27 protein-coding genes are annotated in these 20,215 nt (G+C 65.2%); 18 read left to right on the top strand and 9 right to left on the bottom strand.

All coding sequences use genetic code 11. The features are described 5' to 3' along the window. Positions 1 to 113 precede the first annotated feature (113 nt). From AC066S_RS16035 to blaOXA, 10 genes are all read left to right on the top strand, one after another. Positions 114 to 1,520 carry a DegQ family serine endoprotease gene (locus tag AC066S_RS16035; RefSeq protein ID WP_478270156.1) on the top strand — a complete coding sequence of 469 codons (1,407 nt, stop codon included), beginning with the start codon at positions 114 to 116 and terminating at the stop codon, positions 1,518 to 1,520. Then, positions 1,517 to 2,851 (top strand): replication-associated recombination protein A, encoded by a 1,335-nt coding sequence (locus AC066S_RS16030; protein WP_478270155.1) that lies wholly within the window; start codon positions 1,517 to 1,519, stop codon positions 2,849 to 2,851. Before AC066S_RS16035 ends, AC066S_RS16030 begins: the two co-directional genes overlap by 4 nt. A 63-nt stretch (positions 2,852 to 2,914) precedes the next feature. After that, positions 2,915 to 3,262, top strand: coding sequence for a type II toxin-antitoxin system RelE/ParE family toxin (locus AC066S_RS16025; protein WP_478270154.1), 348 nt, complete (start codon positions 2,915 to 2,917; stop codon positions 3,260 to 3,262). Beyond that, positions 3,262 to 3,552, top strand: a complete 291-nt coding sequence (locus AC066S_RS16020) for a helix-turn-helix domain-containing protein (protein ID WP_028137002.1) — start codon at positions 3,262 to 3,264, stop codon at positions 3,550 to 3,552. The genes AC066S_RS16025 and AC066S_RS16020 overlap by 1 nt, the downstream gene beginning before the upstream one ends. Further along, positions 3,549 to 3,890 carry a HigA family addiction module antitoxin gene (locus tag AC066S_RS16015; RefSeq protein WP_478270153.1) on the top strand — a complete coding sequence of 114 codons (342 nt, stop codon included), beginning with the start codon at positions 3,549 to 3,551 and terminating at the stop codon, positions 3,888 to 3,890. The genes AC066S_RS16020 and AC066S_RS16015 overlap by 4 nt, the downstream gene beginning before the upstream one ends. Continuing rightward, the gene (locus AC066S_RS16010; protein ID WP_478270152.1) at positions 3,887 to 5,104 is read left to right on the top strand and encodes an RluA family pseudouridine synthase; all 1,218 of its coding nucleotides are present in this window, start codon (positions 3,887 to 3,889) and stop codon (positions 5,102 to 5,104) included. Before AC066S_RS16015 ends, AC066S_RS16010 begins: the two co-directional genes overlap by 4 nt. Positions 5,105 to 5,211: 107 nt before the next feature. Further along, positions 5,212 to 6,006 carry an ATP12 family chaperone protein gene (locus AC066S_RS16005; protein ID WP_478270151.1) on the top strand — a complete coding sequence of 265 codons (795 nt, stop codon included), beginning with the start codon at positions 5,212 to 5,214 and terminating at the stop codon, positions 6,004 to 6,006. An 80-nt stretch (positions 6,007 to 6,086) separates the two neighbouring features. Beyond that, positions 6,087 to 7,700 carry a flagellar hook-length control protein FliK gene (fliK, locus tag AC066S_RS16000; RefSeq protein ID WP_478270150.1) on the top strand — a complete coding sequence of 538 codons (1,614 nt, stop codon included), beginning with the start codon at positions 6,087 to 6,089 and terminating at the stop codon, positions 7,698 to 7,700. Then, positions 7,697 to 7,960: an EscU/YscU/HrcU family type III secretion system export apparatus switch protein gene (locus tag AC066S_RS15995; protein ID WP_126258121.1), complete on the top strand. Its 264-nt coding sequence runs from the start codon at positions 7,697 to 7,699 to the stop codon at positions 7,958 to 7,960. Before fliK ends, AC066S_RS15995 begins: the two co-directional genes overlap by 4 nt. A 168-nt stretch (positions 7,961 to 8,128) precedes the next feature. Next, positions 8,129 to 8,947 carry a class D beta-lactamase gene (gene blaOXA, locus AC066S_RS15990; RefSeq protein WP_478270149.1) on the top strand — a complete coding sequence of 273 codons (819 nt, stop codon included), beginning with the start codon at positions 8,129 to 8,131 and terminating at the stop codon, positions 8,945 to 8,947. Positions 8,948 to 9,116: 169 nt separating this feature from the next. On the opposite strand, the gene AC066S_RS15985 is transcribed toward blaOXA, so the two are convergent. The 3 genes from AC066S_RS15985 to AC066S_RS15975 all read right to left on the bottom strand — a co-directional run bounded on the left by AC066S_RS15985 (position 9,117) and on the right by AC066S_RS15975 (position 10,886). After that, entirely contained in the window at positions 9,117 to 9,464 is a 348-nt protein-coding gene (locus tag AC066S_RS15985; RefSeq protein ID WP_478270148.1) for a DUF1330 domain-containing protein, read from the bottom strand. 283 nt (positions 9,465 to 9,747) lie between these two features. After that, positions 9,748 to 10,338 (bottom strand): hypothetical protein, encoded by a 591-nt coding sequence (locus tag AC066S_RS15980; RefSeq protein ID WP_478270147.1) that lies wholly within the window; start codon positions 10,336 to 10,338, stop codon positions 9,748 to 9,750. Between the two features lie 143 nt (positions 10,339 to 10,481). Continuing rightward, positions 10,482 to 10,886, bottom strand: coding sequence for a DUF4260 domain-containing protein (locus AC066S_RS15975; protein ID WP_126258125.1), 405 nt, complete (start codon positions 10,884 to 10,886; stop codon positions 10,482 to 10,484). 140 nt (positions 10,887 to 11,026) lie between these two features. Between AC066S_RS15975 and AC066S_RS15970 the strand changes: the two genes are divergently transcribed. From AC066S_RS15970 to AC066S_RS15960, 3 genes are all read left to right on the top strand, one after another. Then, positions 11,027 to 12,559, top strand: a complete 1,533-nt coding sequence (locus AC066S_RS15970; RefSeq protein ID WP_028136994.1) for an acyl-CoA carboxylase subunit beta — start codon at positions 11,027 to 11,029, stop codon at positions 12,557 to 12,559. 140 nt (positions 12,560 to 12,699) lie between these two features. Further along, on the top strand, positions 12,700 to 13,122 hold the full coding sequence (locus AC066S_RS15965; RefSeq protein WP_478270146.1) for a hypothetical protein: 423 nt from the start codon (positions 12,700 to 12,702) through the stop codon (positions 13,120 to 13,122). Between the two features lie 61 nt (positions 13,123 to 13,183). Next, the gene (locus AC066S_RS15960; RefSeq protein WP_135169894.1) at positions 13,184 to 13,531 is read left to right on the top strand and encodes a hypothetical protein; all 348 of its coding nucleotides are present in this window, start codon (positions 13,184 to 13,186) and stop codon (positions 13,529 to 13,531) included. Positions 13,532 to 13,547: 16 nt separating this feature from the next. On the opposite strand, the gene AC066S_RS15955 is transcribed toward AC066S_RS15960, so the two are convergent. Together AC066S_RS15955 and AC066S_RS15950 are read right to left on the bottom strand one after the other, a co-directional pair. Next, on the bottom strand, positions 13,548 to 13,700 hold the full coding sequence (locus AC066S_RS15955; protein ID WP_164718673.1) for a hypothetical protein: 153 nt from the start codon (positions 13,698 to 13,700) through the stop codon (positions 13,548 to 13,550). Between the two features lie 74 nt (positions 13,701 to 13,774). Beyond that, positions 13,775 to 14,428 (bottom strand): glutathione S-transferase family protein, encoded by a 654-nt coding sequence (locus AC066S_RS15950; RefSeq protein WP_478270145.1) that lies wholly within the window; start codon positions 14,426 to 14,428, stop codon positions 13,775 to 13,777. Between the two features lie 130 nt (positions 14,429 to 14,558). Here AC066S_RS15950 and AC066S_RS15945 point away from each other — a divergent pair, with 130 nt between their 5' ends. Both AC066S_RS15945 and AC066S_RS15940 read left to right on the top strand, forming a co-directional pair. Further along, on the top strand, positions 14,559 to 14,873 hold the full coding sequence (locus AC066S_RS15945) for a hypothetical protein (protein ID WP_126258129.1): 315 nt from the start codon (positions 14,559 to 14,561) through the stop codon (positions 14,871 to 14,873). 114 nt (positions 14,874 to 14,987) lie between these two features. Further along, positions 14,988 to 15,266 (top strand): twin-arginine translocation signal domain-containing protein, encoded by a 279-nt coding sequence (locus AC066S_RS15940; protein WP_126258130.1) that lies wholly within the window; start codon positions 14,988 to 14,990, stop codon positions 15,264 to 15,266. 159 nt (positions 15,267 to 15,425) lie between these two features. On the opposite strand, the gene AC066S_RS15935 is transcribed toward AC066S_RS15940, so the two are convergent. The 3 genes from AC066S_RS15935 to AC066S_RS15925 form a co-directional block, all read right to left on the bottom strand. Beyond that, positions 15,426 to 15,674, bottom strand: a complete 249-nt coding sequence (locus AC066S_RS15935) for a GCG_CRPN prefix-to-repeats domain-containing protein (protein ID WP_126258131.1) — start codon at positions 15,672 to 15,674, stop codon at positions 15,426 to 15,428. A gap of 192 nt (positions 15,675 to 15,866) precedes the next feature. Further along, positions 15,867 to 16,877: an alpha/beta fold hydrolase gene (locus tag AC066S_RS15930; protein ID WP_478270144.1), complete on the bottom strand. Its 1,011-nt coding sequence runs from the start codon at positions 16,875 to 16,877 to the stop codon at positions 15,867 to 15,869. 194 nt (positions 16,878 to 17,071) lie between these two features. Then, positions 17,072 to 17,770 (bottom strand): ArsR/SmtB family transcription factor, encoded by a 699-nt coding sequence (locus tag AC066S_RS15925; RefSeq protein WP_478270143.1) that lies wholly within the window; start codon positions 17,768 to 17,770, stop codon positions 17,072 to 17,074. Positions 17,771 to 17,987: 217 nt separating this feature from the next. Here AC066S_RS15925 and AC066S_RS15920 point away from each other — a divergent pair, with 217 nt between their 5' ends. The 3 genes from AC066S_RS15920 (at position 17,988) to AC066S_RS15910 (ending at position 19,563) form a co-directional block, all read left to right on the top strand. Then, complete coding sequence (locus AC066S_RS15920) at positions 17,988 to 18,296, top strand: NIPSNAP family protein (protein WP_126258134.1); 309 nt, start codon at positions 17,988 to 17,990, stop codon at positions 18,294 to 18,296. Positions 18,297 to 18,332: 36 nt separating this feature from the next. Continuing rightward, a complete protein-coding gene (locus AC066S_RS15915) occupies positions 18,333 to 18,683 on the top strand; it encodes an antibiotic biosynthesis monooxygenase family protein (protein ID WP_126258135.1) in 351 nt (116 codons plus the stop codon). A 70-nt stretch (positions 18,684 to 18,753) separates the two neighbouring features. Beyond that, positions 18,754 to 19,563 (top strand): isocitrate lyase/PEP mutase family protein, encoded by an 810-nt coding sequence (locus tag AC066S_RS15910; RefSeq protein ID WP_126258136.1) that lies wholly within the window; start codon positions 18,754 to 18,756, stop codon positions 19,561 to 19,563. Positions 19,564 to 19,742: 179 nt separating this feature from the next. Here AC066S_RS15910 and AC066S_RS15905 read toward each other — a convergent pair whose 3' ends face one another. Then, entirely contained in the window at positions 19,743 to 20,138 is a 396-nt protein-coding gene (locus AC066S_RS15905) for a hypothetical protein (protein ID WP_126258137.1), read from the bottom strand. Positions 20,139 to 20,215: the final 77 nt, after the last annotated feature.

Here is a 20,215-nt window from a genome sequence, read left to right as displayed (position 1 = left end):
CACGCCTGGCGAGGGGCTCGAGCCGTCGGAATGAGGCCGAATATTGCCACCCCGCGCCCTTCTATTGAGGGGCGAACGCGCCTATATTCCGGCGTCTTTTCCAAGAGGTAGGAATGTTTCGATCGACCTGGACCGCCGCCGTCACGGCCTTGTGCATAGCCTTTTCGGCCCATTTCAATCCGGCCTCAGCGCAGGACCGCCGCGTCCCGTCCTCGCCGGCCGAGCTGCGGCTGTCCTATGCGCCGATCGTGCAAAAGGTTCAGCCGGCTGTGGTCAACGTCTATGCCGCCAAGGTGGTGCAGAACCGCAATCCGCTGCTGGACGATCCGATCTTCCGCCGCTTCTTCGGTGTGCCGGGCCAGCAGCCCGAGCAAGTGCAGCGCTCGCTCGGCTCCGGTGTCATCGTCGATACGTCCGGCCTCGTCGTCACCAACGTCCATGTCATCGAAGGCGCCGACCAGGTGAAGGTGTCGCTGTCGGACAAGCGCGAGTTCGAGGCCGAGATCGTGCTGAAGGATTCCCGCACCGATCTTGCGGTGCTGCGCCTGAAAGATTTGAAGGAGAAGTTTCCGGCGCTCGAATTCACCAATTCCGATGAGCTGCTGGTCGGCGACGTCGTGCTCGCGATCGGCAATCCCTTCGGCGTCGGCCAGACCGTCACCCACGGCATCATCTCGGCGCTTGCGCGCACGCAGGTCGGGATCACCGACTACCAGTTCTTCATCCAGACCGATGCGGCGATCAATCCCGGCAATTCCGGCGGTGCGCTGGTCGACATGAACGGCCGGCTCGCCGGCATCAACACCGCGATCTACTCGCGCTCCGGCGGCTCGCAAGGCATCGGCTTTGCAATTCCCGCCAACATGGTGCGCGTCGTCGTCGCCTCCGCCAAGAGCGGCGGTAAGGCGGTCAAGCGGCCATGGTTGGGGGCAAAGTTGCAGGCGGTGACGCCCGAGATCGCCGAGAGTCTCGGCCTGCGTTCGCCGACCGGTGCGCTGGTCGCGAGCGTGGTGTCGAATGGCCCTGCGGCGAAGGCCGGTCTGAAATCTTCCGATCTCATCACCGGGATCGACGGCCAGACGGTGGACGATCCCAATGCCTTCGATTATCGCTTCGCCACCCGTCTGCTCGGCGGCTCCGCGCAGATCGACGTGCAACGTGGCGGCAAGCCGCTGAAGCTGACGGTTGCGCTGGAGACTGCGCCCGATACGGGACGCAACGAGCTCGTCGTCACCGCGCGTTCGCCGTTCCAGGGCGCGAAGGTTTCGACCATCACCCCGGCGGTCGCCGACGAGCTGCGTCTCGACGCGGACACCGAAGGCGTCGTGATCACCGACCTCGGCGGCGACAGCACGGCTGCGAATGTCGGCTTCCAGAAGGGCGACATCATCCTGGCCGTCAACAACCAGAAGATCAGCAAGACCGGAGATCTCGAGAAGGCCGCAGGCGAGCGTCAGCGGATCTGGCGTATCACGCTGGTGCGCGGCGGCCAGCAGATCAACGTCACGCTGGGCGGATGAGTCCGAAGCGACCACAAGAGACGCCAACGCTCTTTGCCGCGGCGGGGCTCGACCACGATGCGCCGCATCCGCTGCCGGATCGGTTGCGCCCGCGCGTACTGTCGGAGGTCGTCGGCCAGGACCATATCCTCGGCCCCGATGGTGCGCTGACGCGTATGCTGGAAACGCGCACGCTGGGCTCGCTGGTGTTCTGGGGACCGCCCGGCACCGGCAAGACCACGGTGGCGCGGCTCTTGGCGGATGCGACTGACCTGCATTTCGAGCAGATCTCCGCGGTGTTCTCCGGCGTCGCCGATCTGAAGAAAGCCTTCGACGCGGCGCGCGCCCGCCGCGAGATGGGCAAGGGCACGCTGTTGTTCGTCGACGAGGTCCACAGATTCAACCGTGCCCAGCAGGATTCGTTTCTGCCCGTGATGGAGGACGGCACGGTGGTGATGGTGGGCGCCACCACCGAGAACCCGTCCTTCGAGCTCAACGCGGCGCTTCTGTCGCGCGCGCGCGTCCTGGTGTTTCGCTCGCTCGACGCGGCCGCGATCGAAAAACTGTTCGCGCACGCCGAGGCGGTCGAGGGCAGGAAGCTGCCGCTCGACGCAGAGGCGCGCGCCGTGCTGGTGCGCATGGCCGACGGCGATGGCCGGGCCTCACTGACGCTCGCCGAAGAGGTCTGGCGCTCGGCGCGGGCGGACGAGATCTTCAATGCCGCGCAATTGCAGGAGATCCTGCAGCGCCGCGCCCCGATCTACGACAAGTCGGCGGACGGCCATTACAACCTGATCTCGGCGCTGCATAAGTCGGTGCGCGGCTCCGATCCCGATGCGGCGCTGTACTATCTCGCGCGGATGCTGGACGCCGGCGAGGACCCGTTGTTCCTGGCCCGCCGCGTCGTGCGCATGGCGGTCGAGGACATCGGGCTGGCCGACCCGCAGGCGCTCGTCATCGCCAACGCGGCCAAGGATGCCTTCGACTTCCTCGGCCATCCCGAAGGCGAGCTCGCCATCGCGCAGGCCGTGGTCTATCTCGCCACCGCACCGAAATCGAACGCGGTCTACACCGCCTTCGGCACGGCGATGCAGGTTGCCAAACAGGCCGGTTCGCTGCTGCCGCCAAAGCACATCCTCAACTCCCCGACCAAGCTGATGAAGTCGGAAGGCTACGGCGCAGCTTACGAATACGACCACGACGCCCCCGAGGCCTTCTCCGGCCAGGACTATTTTCCGGAAGCCCTGGGCCGCCAGACCTTCTACGACCCGCCGGAGCGCGGCTTCGAGCGCGAGATCCGGAAGCGGCTGGATTACTGGGCCAAGCTGCGCAAGGAGCGGGGCGGGAAGTAGGGTCTCCGGCGCCAAACGAAGGCTTGCATTTGCGTGTCAAAAATGACACATGAATGCGGCCGGATGATCGATCGCACGAAGAAGCTTCCCGCGAGATTTTACGTCAGCTCGACAGGTCGAAATCCTGTTCGCGAGTGGATATTGGAATTGCCTGCGGAAGATCGTCGAACTGTCGGGAAGGATATTCAGAAAGTCGAATTCGGTTGGCCCATAGGGCGCCCGCATTGCGCTCCGCTGGGAGATGGATTGTGGGAGGTCCGGAGTGATCTCGACAGAAACCGAATTGCGCGAGTGATCTTCTGTCTGGAAGGCGGCCAGATGATTCTGCTTCATGGCTTCGTCAAGAAGACACGAAAGGTACCAAAGCAGGATCTCGACCTCGCGCTGAAGCGCAGACGAGAGGTGACGTAATGGCGAAGAGAAAAGCGCACGTAAGCGAAGAGACGTTCGACGAATTTCTTGCTGAGCAAGGTATACTTGGTGCGTGTGAGGAGCGCGCCATCAAGGAACTCATAGCCGAGCAACTAACGGAAGCAATGAAGACGCAAGGAATTACGAAGACGGCGATGGCGGAACGTATGAAGACGAGTCGTCGGCAACTTGACAGACTCCTTGATCCAACGACGCCCTCCGTGACGCTTGATACCTTGCAGCGCGCCGCGAGCGCTGTGGGACGGACGCTGAAAGTCGAATTGGTATGACGTTGCTTTCATCCGGAGTGATCGCGCGCGGGACGCCCGTTCATCCCGGCGAACAGCTTGTTGAAGAGCTACGCGAGCTCGGCATCACCGCCGCTGAGCTGTCGCGTCAGATCGACGTGCCGGTCAATCGCATCACCGGGATCATCAACGGGCAGCGCGGCATCACCGCTGACACGGCGCTGCGGCTGGGTCACTGGTTCGGCACCAGCCCGCAATTCTGGATGAACCTGCAACAGCAATATGAGTTGCGGTTGGCGGAGGAGGTGGGCGCGCAACTTGCGTCGCTGCCACGCCGCGCCAGCGCGCAATCGACACGCAAGCTTGGAAAGACCGTATGAGCCGTCGCATCAAGAGAATGAACCCGAAGCCTCGGGAGCGCGATGAGCGCAAGGAGGCACGTCCGTATCAGGCGCGCGGCTCATCAAAGGCAACGTCGCGGCCGGGCGGCAAGCCTGGGGGCAAGCCGCCCCGTCTCGCGGCGGAGCGGACCGAGCGGCGCGTGGCAAAAGCCGCTGCGCCGGAAACGTTCGCGCCGGAAAAATCCATCGAACCGCTGCTGCCGACCAAGGTCCAGACCGTCAAGGTGACGGCGGACGAGAACAACATGCGTGTCGACCGCTTCCTCGAGGCGCGCTTTCCCGGGCTGTCGTTCTCCCATATCCAGCGCGTCGTCCGCAAAGGCGAGCTGCGCGTCGACGGCAAGCGCGTCGACAGCAAGGACCGCCTCGAGGAGGGGCAGAGCGTCCGCATCCCGCCGCTGAAGCTCGATGCGCCGAAGGTCGTCGGCGAGCTCTCGGAAGCTGCGCAGAAGACGCTGAAGGCGCTGAAGGAGATGACGATCTACGAGGACGACGACGTTCTCGTCCTCAACAAGCCGGCCGGCCTTGCCGTGCAGGGCGGCTCCGGCATGACGCGGCACATCGACCAGATGCTCGAGGTGATGCGCGATGCCAAGGGCCAGAAGCCGCGCCTCGTGCACCGCATCGATCGCGAGACGTCGGGCTGTCTGTTGATCGCCAAGACGCGCTTCGCGGCCTCGCATCTGACCGGCGCGTTCCGCTCGCGGTCGGCGCGAAAAGTCTATTGGGCGCTGGTGCCGGGCCTGCCGAAGCCGAAGCAGGGTCGCATCTCGACGTTCCTCGCCAAGGAGGAGAGCGAGGACGACACCATCATGCGCATCGCCCAGCACGGCGACGATGGCGCGAGCCACGCGGTGACCTATTACGCGGTGGTCGAGACCGCCGGCAACAAGCTGACCTGGGTGTCGCTGAAGCCTGTGACGGGCCGCACCCACCAGCTGCGCGCGCACATGGCCCATATCGGCCATCCCATCGTTGGCGATCCCAAATATTTCAACATCGAGAACTGGCAGCTGCCGGGCGGCCTGCAGAACCGGTTGCATCTCTTGGCACGCCGCATCGTCATCCCGCATCCGCGCGGCGGCGTGATCGACGCCACCGCGCCGCTGCCGCCGCACATGCAGCAATCGTGGAATCTGCTCGGGCTCGATGCAAGCCGGTTCGATCCGATCGAGAACGCGCCGGAGGAATAGCCGGGTTGAACGGGGGGCGGAGGCACGACATGTCCGCCATGACACGGCTCTCGATCTGTCTTGTGGTGTTGGCGGTAACTTGACGAACGACAGGGATCGAAAAACCGATGCGTGAATTGTTCGAAGAAGCAGCAAGCCAGCCCCCGCCGGATCCGCGGGAATCGGCGCGCGCGTCCGCGCGCACGCCGCTGCGCAAGCGCTTCTACAAGGAGGCCGGTGTCGCCGATGCCGAGGGCGGTTTTGCCGTTACGCTCGATGGCAGGCCGATCCGCACGCCGTCCGGCCGCCAGGTGGTGATCCCCCCGCGGACGCTAGCCGATGCCGTGGCCGCGGAATGGGCGGCCCAGGGCGAGAGCATCGACCCGGTGCGCATGCCGCTGACGCGGATTGCCAATAGCGTGGTCGAGGGCGTCGTCGACCGCGTCGAGCTGGTCAGCGATGATCTCGCGAAATACTTCGAGTCCGATTTGCTGTTCTATCGCGCCGGCCATCCGGAAGGGCTCGTCGCCCGCGAGGCGGCGCATTGGGACCCCGTGCTGTTCTGGGCAGCGGAGGCGCTGGGGGCGCATTTCATCCTGTCCGAGGGCGTCATGCACGTGAAGCAGCCGGACGAGGCGCTGAAGGCAGCGCGTGCCGCGCTGCCCGAGGACGCCTGGTCGGTCGCCGCTCTCCACATGGTGACGACCCTGACCGGTTCGGCGCTGCTGGCCTTGGCGCTGGCCCATGGCGTGCGCGATGCCGGCCAGGTCTGGGCCGCCGCCCATGTCGATGAGGACTGGAACGCCGAGCACTGGGGCGTGGACGAGGAGGCGGCCGCCCGCCGGGCCACGCGCCTGCGCGATTTCGAGGCCGCCGTGACGGTATTGGCGGCGGTCAAGGCGCCCCTGGCCAGAGGTCCTTAACGAGAGGTTTACGACGCAGGCGTTAGGGTGGCTCGTGCTCCCTCCCGTGTTCCCTTCTGCGCTCCCTTGGGCCCCCTGAGATGCCGACGCCGGTCACGTCCATCGTTCGCGTCAGTGCCGCCAGCCCTGTGGCTGACGCGACGACGCCTGACCTCGTCCTTCAGGCGGGCAGCGTCGTGGACGCACGCGTCGTCAGCGTGATGGCCGACAATCTGGTGCGGATCGCGATCGCCAACCTCTCGATGGACGTGATGTCGGAAGTGGCGCTGACACCGGGGCAGAATCTGCAGCTCGCGGTGTCGCAGAGCGACGGCACCATCCGTCTTGCGGTGATGAGCGGCGCAGGCGAGGCAACGCCCGATCAGGTTACGCTCACGCCTCGCGCTGCCTCGCTGGTGGAAAGCCCGCCGCTCTCGCCGTCCGCGACCGCGCCGCGCAATACGCTCACGCCGTTGGAGCAGGTCGCCGTCACCGCGGCCTCGGCCGAGGCTGCGGCAAAGCAGGGCAGCCAGGCGCCGCTGTTCGCCAATCTGGCGGCCGTCGTCACCGGCAGCGATTTGCCGGCGGGCTTGAAGCAGGCGGTGCTGGACGTGCTGGCACAGCAGACGCCGCTCGACCCCGCGCTCGACGGCGGCGACATCGAATCCGCCTTCCAGAAGTCGGGGCTGTTCCTCGAGGCTTCGCTGGCTGCGGGCACGACGTCGTCCGGGGCCGTTCCGGATTTGAAAGCGGCGTTGCTGGTGTTGCGCCAGACCTTGGCCACGATCGGGACGGCCGCGCCGCAGAGCCTGGGCGCCACGATCCCGGCCATCACCGCGGCGACGCCGCAGGTCGCCGCCGCGCCGGCTCAGCCGGCAGGTGAGGTCGCACACGCCGTATCGCCGTCGATCGCACCCGAAATGGCCCAACAGCCGCAAATGCTGCGCAACGCCAATCTCGCAGCGGCGGTGCTGGGCAACCTGGCGGCCGGCGCGCCGCAAACGGCGATGCCGCGCATGTCCGCCGGCCTTGCCGCGAGCCTGCTCCAGGAGGCCACGCAAAACCTGCCGCGCCTGACCGGCAATGTTCCCGGCTCCAACAAAGCGGTGGCCGACGGTCAGATCTTCGAGGAGGCGGCGCGCGCGACACCGCCGCCGTTCCGTGGCGCGCTGCCATCGGCGCAATCCATCGCCTCGCCCTCGCTCGCGCCGGATACGCCGCTCTCTGCGACCGTGCATCGGCTGCTCGACGAGACCGATGCCGCGATCGCGCGACAGACCCTGCTCCAGGTCGCATCGCTTCCCGATCGCACCGACGCCAGCGGTCACCGCGTTGATCCAAGTGTGCCGCAGTGGAATTTCGAGATTCCCTTTGCAACGCCGCAAGGCACCGCGATGGCGCAGTTCGAGATCTCGCGCGATGGCGCCGGCGAATCCGCCGATGCCGCCAAGCAGGCCTGGCGCGCGCGCTTCACGCTCAATGTCGAGCCGGCGGGCCCCGTCCACGCGCTGATCACGCTGAGCGGCGACAAGACCTTCGTGCGGATGTGGGCCGAGCGGCCGGCCACCGCGCAGCAGCTCCGCGCCGGCATCGGTGAGCTCAGCCAGGCCCTGATGCGGGCCGAGCTCAAGCCCGGCGACATCCTGGTTGGCGACGGTACGCCACCGCAACCGGCGCCGGCCCGCGCCGGCCACTTTCTGGATCGCGCCACATGAGCGACCCGTCCAAGCTCGCGATCGCGCTGCATTACGAGAAGGGCTCGGGCGCGCCGGTCGTCGTCGCCAAGGGCAAGGGTACGATCGGCGAAAAGATCGTCGAGATCGCCAGGGCCCACGACATCCCGATCGAGGAAAACGAGGTCCTGGCCGGTGCGCTGTCCAAGGTCGAGCTCGGCGAGGAGATCCCGCCCGACCTCTACAAGGCCGTTGCCGAGGTCCTGGTGTTCGTGCTGCGGCTGTCGGGCCGGGGGCGCTAAAGCGCGATGCGATTAGGATGAATCGTCATCGCGCTTTAGGTTGTTGTTTAAGCATGATCTTATCGGAAAACCGCTGCGCACTTTTCCGGATCATGCTTTAGCCCGTCATCGTTTCACCACGTGGCGCCTCCATGGTGCCGACGTGTTTCTCAATTCAGGATGGCCCGCTTGCTGACCCGCCGCTCCACTCTCGGCCTTCTCGCCGCATCCGCCATCCTGCCGCGGCGCGCGTTCGCTCACGTCGCCCCGCCGCGCAACGAGATCCGTGACAGTCTCGCAAAGCGCTTCACCGACCTCGGCACATCGGGGACTTTCGTCGGCTACAAGGTGGAGGACTATCTGGTCGTCGCCAGCGACAAGGATCGCTCCGGCGAGGGCAAGCTGCCGGCCTCGACGTTCAAGATCCCGAACTCGCTGATCGCGCTCGAGACCGGCGTGGTCGCCGACCCCGACAAGGACGTCTTCCCGTGGGACGGCGTGAAACGTCCCATCGAGGCCTGGAACAAGGATCACACGCTGCGCAGTGCGATCGCCGTGAGCGCGGTGCCGGTCTATCAGGAGATCGCGCGCCGCATCGGCCAGGAGCGCATGCAGAAATATGTCGACGAGTTCGACTACGGCAACCGCGACATCGGCGGCGGCATCGACCAGTTCTGGCTCACGGGGGCCCTGCGCATCGATCCCGTCGAGCAGATCGATTTCGTCGACCGGCTGCGCCGCCGCGCGCTGCCGGTCTCAAAGCGCAGCCAGGATCTGGTCGCCGACATCCTGCCGGTGACCAAAGTCGGCGACGCCGTCATCCGCGCCAAATCCGGTCTCCTGGGCGCCGAGCGCGGCGAGCCGTCGCTCGGCTGGATGGTCGGCTGGGCCGAGAAGGGCGAGGCGCACACGGTGTTTGCGCTCAACATGGATTGCAAGGAGCCGCGCCTCGTCGGCGAGCGCATGTCGCTGACGCAAGCCTGCCTTGCCGACATCGGCGCGATCTAGAGCATGATCCGGAAAAGTGTGAAGCGGTTTTCCGGAAAGATCATGCTCAAACAATAACCTAAAGCGCGATAACGAACCATCCTAATCGCATCGCGCTTTAGCGTGACCGTGTGGTTTGATGGAGAAGCGACCCGTCGCACACGGCCCACCTCAATGCGCGCGATTGCACTCAACCCGGCACCTGAACCTCGGTCGTCGCAATCAGGCGCCAATCGGCGAGCGCGGCCAAGCGGTGGGGCTCGGCCTCACGCCGATAATCGGAGCTCGAGACGATGGCGCGAAAGGTCGCGAAGTCGGGGTAGCGGACCATTGCGGCGTCGTGCCAGGCTTCGCCTTGCGCTGCCACCAGCAGAGCTCCGACAGATCCGAGCCAAGTTGGCGTGACCCCTAGCGGGATCGCGACCTTGCGAAATGCGGGGACATAGCGCGCGTAGTAGGCTTCGCGGCCGCTACAGGCCGGAAGCTCGGATTTGTCCGGGTACAAGGCCTCATCCCGATAGCGGAGAAGATTGAGCATGAAGATGGGTTGATCTCCGGGCAAGCTCGAGCCTGCCGTTTCGAGTGAGGCACTATCGATATCGACGAACATTGTTCTCTCCGGACGTGGGTTCTTGTCGCGAGCTGATATCGCTTCCGACGCCCGGCCTTGTAGTGGTTTCGATGTCACGGCTATGATGACGCCGTGGCAACACCACGCAGCCATCAGCAGCTGCTCAACCTGCTCCAGTTCGTTCGCGTCGTGCGCTCCCTCTCCCGCTTGCGAGACCGCGGCAGCACCTGTTTCGCTCGCCGGGCGGCGTTCAGGCAGGGTCAGGCTTCGCCGTCAGGGCCCGGTCGATGGCGAAGCCGCCGATCTCACTCATGGCCTGCGAGATCGGATCGCCGCGCCGGGCAAAGCCGCTCGAGAGATAATCGAACTGCGACCGCGCCAGCCGCAGCACCTCGATCGGCACCGAGACCGCGGTCTCGTTGAAGCTGTCGACGGAGGCGCGCAAGCTGCCGAGCTCCGTCGTGAGCTTGCCGATATGTCTCTCGGCATGCTGCATCAGCTCAAGCAGCTTGCCGCGCTCGGCATCGAAGGCGGCGCGCTCGGCTGCGGTCGCGGCGGTGAGCTCGGCGAGCTGCGCCCGCAGCGCCGCGATCTGGCCGACCATGGCGTCGGAGGCGAGTTCGGCGGATTCGCGCAGCTCGGCATTGCGCGTGCTCTCTTCCTGCGCCTGATGATAGAGCCGCTCGGCCGACATCGCCCGCTGGCTCAGCGTCTCGATCATGCTGGCTGCGCGCAGCAGCATCTCGCCGTTCCGACCCGACACCATGCCGGCCATGCGGCGCAGGAAGTCGATGGTTTCGGACGATGGGTTCGGCGGCAGGGGAACGACCGTTGCGGACATCTCGGTGATGCCAGTAGGTAGATGCTGGAGTCAGGGATCACCGCCGTACCGACTGGGCTCACGCAACATTCGGCGCCTGATCTGACTCGGAGCAAGCCTGAATCGGTCGGCCCGGTCAACCTGCCGGGCTGCCAAATTTGAGATCATGAATCCTTCTGCCGCCCGATCCGCCCCAGATGGGTGAAGCCGAACCCGGCGGAATATTTCAGGCCATAGCCGAGTGCCCGGTCGATGCCGATATGGGCGAGCCAGATCAAGGCGATGGAGAGAGTGAGGGGCGAGGCGAGGGCGAAGCCCAGCGTCAGCAGCGCCACCGGCGCCATGTAGCTGTGGGCGGCGTTGTAGACCATCGCGCCGAACCGGGCGTCGGACAGGTAGGCCAGGAAGCTCAGATCGGGCACGAAGAACAGCAGCGCAAACACCAGCCACGACCCGTCCCAGGCCGCATAGAGCGTCACCATCCCTGCAAACAGGGTCAGGCCCTCCAGCCGCAGCAGGATGTTGACGCCGCCCGTCGCAGCGCCCGTCTCGGCCGTTCCTTCCGTCACGCTCGCCTCCTGGGCAAAACTTTGTAATTCCTTGCGCTTTCCCGCTACGGCAGGGCAGCCCTGCGACGGTGAAAGCGGCTTTCCGGGCCGCAAAATGCCGTGTTAGAACCCGCCCATCACTTAAGAACTGGCGGGAGCAAATGAAACACATCCTGGACGCCCTTGAAGATCGTCGCGCCGGCGCCAAGCTCGGCGGCGGGGAGAAGCGCATCGAGGCGCAGCACGCCCGCGGCAAGCTGACGGCGCGCGAGCGTATCGAGCTGTTGCTCGACAAGGGATCGTTCGAGGAGTTCGACATGTTCGTCGAGCACCGCTCCACCGAGTTCGGCATGGAGAAGACAAAGGTACCCGGCGACGGCGTCGTCACCGGCTGGGGCACCGTCAACGGCCGCAAGACCTTCGTCTTCGCCAAGGATTTCACCGTGTTCGGCGGCTCGCTGTCCGAGACCCACGCGCTGAAAATTACAAAACTCCAGGACATGGCGATGAAGGCGAGGGCGCCCATCATCGGCCTCTACGACGCGGGCGGAGCCCGCATCCAGGAAGGCGTCGCCGCGCTCGCCGGCTATTCCTACGTGTTCCGCCGCAACGTGCTGGCCTCGGGCGTGATCCCGCAGATCTCCGTCATCATGGGCCCCTGCGCCGGCGGCGACGTCTATTCGCCTGCGATGACCGACTTCATCTTCATGGTGAAGAACACCAGCTACATGTTCGTCACCGGCCCGGACGTCGTGAAGACCGTCACCAACGAGGTCGTCACCGCGGAAGAGCTCGGCGGCGCCTCGGTGCACGCCACGCGCTCCTCGATCGCGGACGGCGCCTTCGAGAACGACGTCGAGACGCTGCTGCAGATGCGCCGCCTGATCGACTTCCTGCCGTCCAACAACACCGACGGCGTGCCGGAATGGCCGAGCTTCGACGACATCGGCCGCGTCGACATGTCGCTCGACACGCTGATCCCCGACAATCCGAACAAGCCCTACGACATGAAGGAGCTGATCCTGAAGGTCGTGGACGAGGGCGACTTCTTCGAGATCGCGGAAGCCTTCGCCAAGAACATCGTCACCGGCTTCGGCCGCATCGCGGGGCGCACCGTCGGCTTCGTCGCCAACCAGCCGATGGTGTTGGCCGGCGTGCTCGACAGCGACGCATCGCGGAAAGCCGCACGCTTCGTCCGCTTCTGCGACGCCTTCAACATCCCGATCGTCACCTTCGTCGACGTGCCGGGCTTCCTGCCCGGCACCGCGCAGGAATATGGCGGCCTGATCAAGCACGGCGCAAAGCTGCTGTTCGCTTATTCGCAATGCACCGTGCCGCTGGTCACCGTCATCACCCGCAAGGCCTATGGCGGCGCCTTCGACGTCATGGCCTCCAAGGAAATCGGCGCCGACATGAACTACGCCTGGCCGACCGCCCAGATCGCGGTGATGGGCGCCAAGGGCGCGGTCGAGATCATCTTCCGTTCCGACATCGGCGACCCCGACAAGATCGCAGCCCGGACCAAGGAATACGAAGACCGCTTCCTGTCCCCCTTCATCGCCGCCGAGCGCGGCTACATCGACGACGTCATCATGCCGCACTCGACCCGCAAGCGCATCGCGCGCGCGCTGGCGATGCTGAAGGACAAGAAGGTGGAAGCGCCGGCGAAGAAGCACGACAATTTGCCGTTGTAGAGGGGGCGGGAAACGTCATGGCAATTCGGCGTCGTCGATCGAGATTATGGCGGCGCGCCATCGGATCGTGCGACCTGATATTGGGCGTGTTGTCCGCAGTCCTGACGATGAACATCTCGAGCTTCGCGCAAGAGAGCGAGATGACCGTCACCGCCCGGACGTCGGAAGAGACCGTGATCGAAGGCTACGCCGACGCGGACAATACGTGCGCGCCGGTCGAGCTTCCCCGGCTCTTGCTCGTGAAGACACCGGAACATGGGAGCGTCTGTTACCGCATTGAGGATTTCGAGGTGGCGAGCGACTCTGGAAGAGATCAATTTTGTGTCGGGCGCTGGGTCCGCGGCATAAGCATTTTCTATTCGGCTCGAGCTGGTTACAGCGGGCCGGATAGTCTGCGCTACGAAGCGATCACCGATCGAAGGCGGGATCGGGTGGCTGTTCGCGTCACGGTCTTACCCGGCGTTGGAAAGGATTCCGACGTACCGGCCAGCCCTGGTGATTCTTCGCGCGAGCCCGCTATGTCGCCTGGGCCTATCCCCGCATGCGTCGTGCCGGTGTCCTAGGCGGTGGCGTGCTCTATCAACGAAGTTCGTTTGTGCCCCGATCCGTTCACTCGCAAATCCGATGATTGAAGACGACCCGACCGACGAAATCTCCGACATCGAAGATCGCATCGAGCGGCTCGCCGAGATCGCCGAGCGCTGCCGGAAGTACATCCTGGCGTCCAAGATCGCGATCGGGGGCGGGGCCGCGCTGCTGGTGGTCACGATCCTCGGCGTGTTCGGGTTCGGTCAGACCGCCGCGCTCGGCTCGATCGCCCTGGTGCTGGGCGGGATCGTCTCGCTCGGCTCGAACGTCTCGACGTTGCGGCAGACGGACGAGGCTATCAGCGCTGCGGAGGCGCGGCGTGCGGCGCTGATCGGCAGCATCGACCTCCGCGTCGTTGCCGATGCGCCGCTGAAGCTGGTGTGACGCGCGCCAGCACGTCTCACGCGGCGGTCTTGAGCGTCAGCTCCGACAATTCCGTGCGGCATTCGGCGGCGAAGGCTTGCAGCCGCTCGGCGGTCTGCCGGTCGAGGATGGCTTTGGCCAGCCGCTCGGCGCGGGCGATCTGTTGCTTGAGATATTCGATGCGGACCATGTGTCACCTTTCGATTGCTTCCGTCCGGTGCTGGCGACTATAGGCCGGGCGCTGGATCGATTGTGTGAGGCGCATCACGTTTCGCGCGCCTTGTCCGCCGCAGCGAAATGCGCCAACTGGTCGGCGTGCGCCTTGATGAACGGCGGACGGCCGGTGGCGCGCGCGACGTAGGCGCGGCAGGCAGGACTGTCCGTCAGCCCGCCGAATTGATCGACGACGCGCAGCACGTCCGCCATCAAGATGTCGGCGACGGAGAAGGAACCGGCCAGCCATTCGCGGCTAGCCAATACCGGTTCGAGATGCTTCAGCCGAAGCTTGAGGAAGTCGTCCACGAACTTCCACGCCGCCGTGTCGGTCGGATGTCCCATGAATTTCGAGATTGCCCAGGGCAGGCTCGCCATCTCCACCGAATTGAGCGCCGCGAACACCCATTTCGTCGTCTCGGCCCGACCGCGCGGACCTGTGGGCATCAGCTTCTCGCTGCGTTCGCCAAGATGCAGCAGGATCGCGCCGGTCTCGAAGATCGAGAGGTCGCCGTCGGTCAGCCACGGCACCTGGCCGAACGGCTGGTGCGCGAAGTGCGCGGGCCCGCGATCGTCGAACGGCACGCTGGCGACGCGATAGGGCAGAGCGGCCTCTTCGAGGGCCCAGCGCACGCGCAGGTCGCGCACGAGGCCACGCGGCCCTTCGGGAACCCAATCGAAAGTGGTGAGGGTGAGGTCGGCCATCTGCTGTCTCCGTGTCCTGGTTCGAAGCAAAGGACGGACGAGGGGCGCCCATTCCGACACCGGTGCCAACTCTTTTTGTCGCCGGCGGCGCAAGCGGTTAATCTGGGTTCAAACAACAGGAGGAAATCCGATGCCTGCCGCCTTCTTCGTCGTCCGCGCCATTGTCCCCGACGCCGAAAAGCGCGCCGCCTTCGACAGGTGGTACGAGACGGAACATCTGCCCGATGCGGTGAAGGCATTCGGTGTCAGCAGAGCGTCGCGGTTCTGGAGCCTCGATGATCCCTCGCTGCACCAGGCGATGTATCAGTTCGATGACGAGGCCAAGCTCGCGGCGATGCTGAAAGGTGACGCGCTGCAAAAGCTGGTCGCCGATTTCAACCGCGACTGGCCCGACGTGAAGCGCTCGCGCGAGACCATGGTGCTGGCGCAGCAGTTTTCGACGTAGAGCATTTCGAACCGTCGCTTCGCAGCGAGTCTGAACGCACGATTCAGCCTTGGTTCAGGTCGTGGCCGCGACACTTCCTCTGCATCACTTGCTCGATAGCCTAGAGGACATGTCATGGAGCGCCGGAACTTTTTGAAACTTGCCTTGGGGGTGACGGCGGGCGCCGCCGTCTTCGCTGCGACCGCGCAGGCCGCGCCGCTGTCGCCGCTTCCTGTCGCTGATCCCGCCCGCACGCCGGAGGGCAGTCCCGACGCTGCCGTCACCACCAGCGAGGAAGCCGAGAAGCTGACGCCCGAGCAGGTGCACTGGCATGGCCATCACCGCCACTGGGGCTGGCGTCGCCGTCATTGGCGCCGACATTACCGGCGCTGGCACCGTCGCCATTACTGGTAGGCCCGCGGCAGAGAAGTAAATTGGACGGGGATCGCAGCCGGCGGTCCCCGTTTCGATTTTGAGGTGCTCCAGTTTCGCGGCGAATCGCCGGCAGCACCCTGAAACGAAAAAAAGGCCGCGCAGGCTTTCGCCGCGCGGCCATGTTGCGATGAAGAAAGATCAGAACGGGCGGCAGCGGCCGGCGTACCAGCGGAAGCCATAGGGGCATACGCGCGCGCGGGGCACGACGACGACCGGCGGGGCGACCACCACGGGCGCGGGGCGCACCACGACCGCGCCGCGCATCGGGCGGCAATGGCCATAGGGACCGCGATAGAACCCTCGGCCGCAACCCTCGGCGGCGCTGGCCGCCTCGCCGAAACCGACGACCGCGCTGGCCAGCATGGCGGCGGCGAACAGATATTTCATTTGATCTTCCTTCTCGTCTTTTGGGGCAAGTCTTTGGGGGCGGCGCTCGTGGCGCACAATGAATCAGAGGACGCGATTCGACATGTCAAATCTGGCAACACATCGGCACCGCGCAATCCAAACCTGCCAATCATGACCTGAATGCGGCATGAACGTTCCGCGCATCCTGCCTCAGACGACACGCAAGTGTCGCTAGCGGCCGAGAAAACCAAGCACCAGCTCCTTGTACTTCTCGGGCGCCTCCAGGAAGACGAGATGGCCGGTGTTCGGGATCACTTCTGCCCGCGCATTCGGCATCTTCGTCGCCAGCGCCTTCGCCAGCTCGGCGTTCTGCCCCATCTTGGCCCGCAGCGCCTCGGGCGCGAGTGGCCGGCCCGGCGCGTTGTGGTCGTCGGCCCCCATGATGAACAGCGTGGGCAGCGCGATGAGCGGAATCTCGTGCGCCACTGGCTCTCGGTAGATCATCTGGCCGGAACTGACGAAGGCGCGCAGCCAGCGCGGATAGTCGGGGCTGCCCTTGATGTTGAAGCGGGCATCGATGAACGGCGTGATTGCCTCGGCCGGCAGCTTGATCGCGTAATTGGTCTGGAGCTGCTTGCGATAGCCTTCCGCCGTGAGCTTGTCCTCGGTCTCGATCATCTTCTCGGTCGGCGTCGGGGGTACGTAGAGGCGGTAATCCTCCAGCCCGATCGGCGCGGTCAGCACCAGATGGGCGACGCGGTCGGGATAGGCGCGGGCGATGCGCACGCCGAGCATGCCGCCGAGCGAGTGGGCGACGATCTCGGCCTTGTCGATCTTGAGGTGATCGAGCAGCGCAATGGTGTTGCGCGCCAGATTGTCGAAATGCAGTTCGCCCTGCGGCTTGGAGGATTTGCCGAATCCGATCTGGTCCGGCACCACGACGCGAAAGCCGGCCTCGCTCAGCATCTTGATCACGGGTGCCCAATAGCTCGACCTGAAATTGCGCCCGTGCAGCAGCACGACGGTGCGGCCGTTCGGCTGCGCGGGAGACACGTCCATGTAGGCCATGCTGAGCTGCTCGCCGTCGTTGACGACCGGCAGGAGGTGCACGGGGTAGGGATAGGCAAAGCCTTCGAGCGCGATGCCATAGGGCTCACGGGGCGGGCTGTCGGCGGCGCGCGTAGGCGTGAGGGGGAAAGCGAGGAGGGCGACCGCAAGTGCGGCGGAGAGGATGCGGATCATGGGGGTCTCGTGGTTGGCCATGTCGTTCCGGGACGATGCGAAGCATCGAACCCGGAACCTCGAGATTCCGGGCTCTGCTCTACGAGCCGCCCCGGAATGACGTGGCCATAAACGCGTGAATGGCCGGGTCAAGCCCGGCCGCGACGAGAGCGCGCATTCACACGCAAACGTGCGAACCCACGCGCCCCGCGTGATCAGTCCTGCACGCTGCCGAACAGCGCGGCGAACTGCTTCTCGCCGGTGCGGGTGAAATTCACCACGCGGCTGCCCGGCGTGGCATCGCGCGAGGCCCATTTCAGTTCGGCGAAACGCTGCATCATGGCGGCCCCCAGCGTGCCGGCGAGGTGATGCCGCCGCTCGCTCCAGTCGAGGCAGGCCTTGCACACCGGACGGCGCGGATGAGCCAGCATGTCGGGCGAGATCTGCAGATGCTTTGCGAGGAAGCGCTCGCCCTCGGCGGTCAGCTCGATGTCCTGCTTCTTCTGTCTGACTAGATTCCCCTCGCGCAAGGAATCGAGCATCTGCACGCCGAGATCGCCGGCGAGATGGTCGTAGCAGATCCGCGCGCGCCGCAGCGCCGGATCCTTTGGCCCGGTGCGCACCCGCATATGGCCGGTCCGCGCCGCAAGTCCGGCGAGACCTTCGAGCACGCCGGCGACGTCGTCGTCGGTGAGGCGATAATAGCGGTGGCGGCCCTGCTTCTCCGGCTCGATCAGGCCGCCGGCCTCGAGCTTGGCCAGGTGCGAGCTCGCCGTCTGCGGCGTGATGCCGGCCTCCTGCGCCAGCTCGCTCGCGGTCAGCGCGCGGCCGTTCATCAGCGCGGTGAGCATGTTGGCGCGGGCGGGGTCGCCGACCAGCGCAGCGACCATGGCGATGTCGGGTCCTGATTTCATGCTTCGATGGTAGCCGAAGCATTGCGGTCGGGCAAGCGCGTAACGTGTCTCTGCAAACACGTCATCGCGAGGAGCGAAGCCGTAGGGTGGGCAAAGGAGCGCAGCGACGTGCCCACCAATCGTCGTTGCGGACAAAGGACGTGGGCACGCTTCGCTTTGCCCACCCTACGAGACCTCGCTCTGCTCGCAATGACGACCGAAACACAGGAGCCCTATCATGTCCGTCACCGTCTTCATCCGCTATCAGCTCGACCCCTTCAAGCGCGCGCAGTTCGAGGACTATTCGAAACGCTGGCTCACCATCATCCCCAAATGCGGTGGCGATCTGATCGGCTATTTCATGCCGCATGAGGGCACCAACAACATCGCCTTTGGGCTGATCACGTTCGAGAGCCTGGCCGCCTACGAATCCTATCGCGCCCGGCTGCGTCAGGATGCCGAAGGCATGGCCAACTTTCATTTCGCCGAGGAACACAAATTCATCCTCGCCGAAGAACGCACCTTCCTGCGCAAGGTGGTCCTATGAGTGGTATGGTAGGCCAACAACGACGAGGAGACGCCCATGATCGCCGTGATCTTCGAGGTCTGGCCGAAGCCGGAACACCGCCAGGATTATTTCGACCTCGCAGCCGACCTGAAGCCGCTGCTGCAAACCATCGACGGCTTCATCTCGGTCGAGCGCTTCGAGAGCCTGACCGAGAAGGGCAAGATCCTGTCGGTGTCGTTCTGGCGGGACGAGGCGGCCGTCGCCGCCTGGCGCAACACGATGGAGCATCGCCGCACCCAGGCCAAGGGCCGCGCAAAAATCTTCGCCGACTATCATCTGCGCATCGCCAGCGTGATCAGGGACTACAGCATGAACGATCGCGAGCAGGCGCCGAAGGACAGTCGCGCGGTGCACGACGCCCACTAGCGCTGTCCGGCGCGCTCTGGCGCTGCCGTGAATGCGCGCTTATGTCTTCGCGGCAAATTGGGAGAGAAACATGCATGTGACAACTGCTGACAAGCGCGCGACCTTCAAGAAGATGCACGAGAGCGGGTGCTTCATCCTGCCCAATCCGGTCGACGTCGGCAGCGCCAAGGCGTTGCAGCATCTCGGTTTCAAGGCGATCGCCTCGTCGAGCGCGGGCTTTGCCTGGACCATTGGCAAGGCCGACAACCACGTCACTGTCGAGGACGTCTGTCAGCATCTGGCAGCATTGAGCTCGGCGGTCGACATTCCCCTCAACGCCGATTTCGAGGGCGGCTTTGCGGTCGAGCCGGACAAGGTGGCCGACAATGTCGAGCGCTGCGTGCGCACCGGCGTCGCTGGTCTGTCGATCGAAGACTCCACCGGCGACAAGGCCAAGCCGCTCTACGACCGCACGCTCGCGGTCGAGCGCATCAAGGCCTCGCGCAAGGCGATCGGTGACAGCGGCACGTTGCTGGTCGGCCGCTGCGAAGCCTATTTGTGGGGCGTGACCGATCTCAAGCTCGTCATCGACAGGTTGACCGCCTATGCCGACGCCGGCGCCGACTGCCTTTATGCGCCGGGCCTGAAGACTCGCGAGGACATCAGCGCCGTGGTGAAGGCTGTCGCACCAAAGCCGTTCAATCTCTTGATTGGCGCGTCCGGCCTGTCGCTGAAGGAGGCCGAGGATCTCGGCGTGCGCCGGATCAGCGTCGGCGGCTCGCTGGCCCGCACCGCCTGGGGCGGCTTCATGCGCGCGGCGAAGGAGATGGCGGAGAAGGGGACGTTTACCGAGCTCGGCAGCGGCTATCCCGGCGGCGAGCTCAACAAGATGTTTAGCTGACCAAACAAAAGCGGCGGGACTTTATGAGTTCCGCCGCTCTCTCATCCTCTCGGTGTCATGTCCCGCGCAGGCGGGGCATCCAGTACGCCGCGGCCTTTCGATTCAACCACGACTGTCTCGGAGTACTGGATCGCCCGGTCAAGCCGGGCGATGACAGTTGTGCGTGAAGCGGTCGCCTGTTACTTCGCGCCCTCAGACGGCGTCTGCGCATCCGGGGCCGGCTTGCTCGGCGCCGCACCCGTGGTCACGCCCGGTGCGGTGTTGGTGCGCGGCGTCACGTCGCGCATGCCGGGAGGCGGAGGCGCGGTCGGATTGGCGGGCTGCGTCTGTGCCGTCTGCGAGGTCGGCGCGTTGCTGGCCTGATTGGTCGTGCTGGTATTGTTCAGGCCGTAGAACACGGCGCCCAGCACCAGTGCAATCGCAACGGCGAACAAGGCAACCTTGCCGCTGGAGGCGGGGCCTTCGCCAAGCTCGGGATCGGCCTGAAGGTCGGCATCCCGGCGCGCCGCGCGAAGATACTCATCGTCGGCGAGGTTCGGGCGGTACGGATCGTTGGGAAAACGGTCGTCAGCCATCGATTTGGTCTCCTCGGTTAAGACGCCCGGACAACCCGGGGATGCGAGATTCTGTTCCGCGCCCCCTTGTGCTTTCG

This window comes from Bradyrhizobium sp. CFUWI, from assembly GCF_056429085.1.
Note: the sequence above shows the minus strand (reverse complement) of the source record. Positions and strands in the feature narration are given on the sequence as shown.